The following is a 261-nucleotide window of genomic DNA, read 5'->3' on the forward strand; positions in this document are numbered from 1 at the left end:
GTCAAGCCGCTGAACCTCGCCACCCTGCGAGCGCACCTGGAAAGACATTGCAAAATCGCCCTACCGGCGACCAGCGTTGCGCCTCTAAAGCTGTCACCGAACATGCGCGAACTCTTTGTCACGACGCTACGCCAGGACATGCAGGTCACGCTGACGGCACTGGACAACGCCGATGCCCATCGCGTGGCGCAACAGCTGCACAGCATGGCCGGTGCATTGGGTGCGGTACAGCTCGAGGAACTGGCCACAACCTTCGTCGAG

The 261-nt window shown here is 61.7% G+C and carries 1 protein-coding gene; it reads left to right on the forward strand.

Translation table 11 applies throughout. From position 1 onward, the window contains the following. Positions 1-261: Hpt domain-containing protein (locus SB756_RS31595; protein ID WP_410913436.1), on the forward strand; the 261-nt coding region annotated here is incomplete at both ends.

It is taken from the genome of Pseudomonas sp. SIMBA_068 (assembly GCF_046534705.1).
Classification (GTDB): Bacteria; Pseudomonadota; Gammaproteobacteria; order Pseudomonadales; family Pseudomonadaceae; genus Aquipseudomonas; species Aquipseudomonas putida.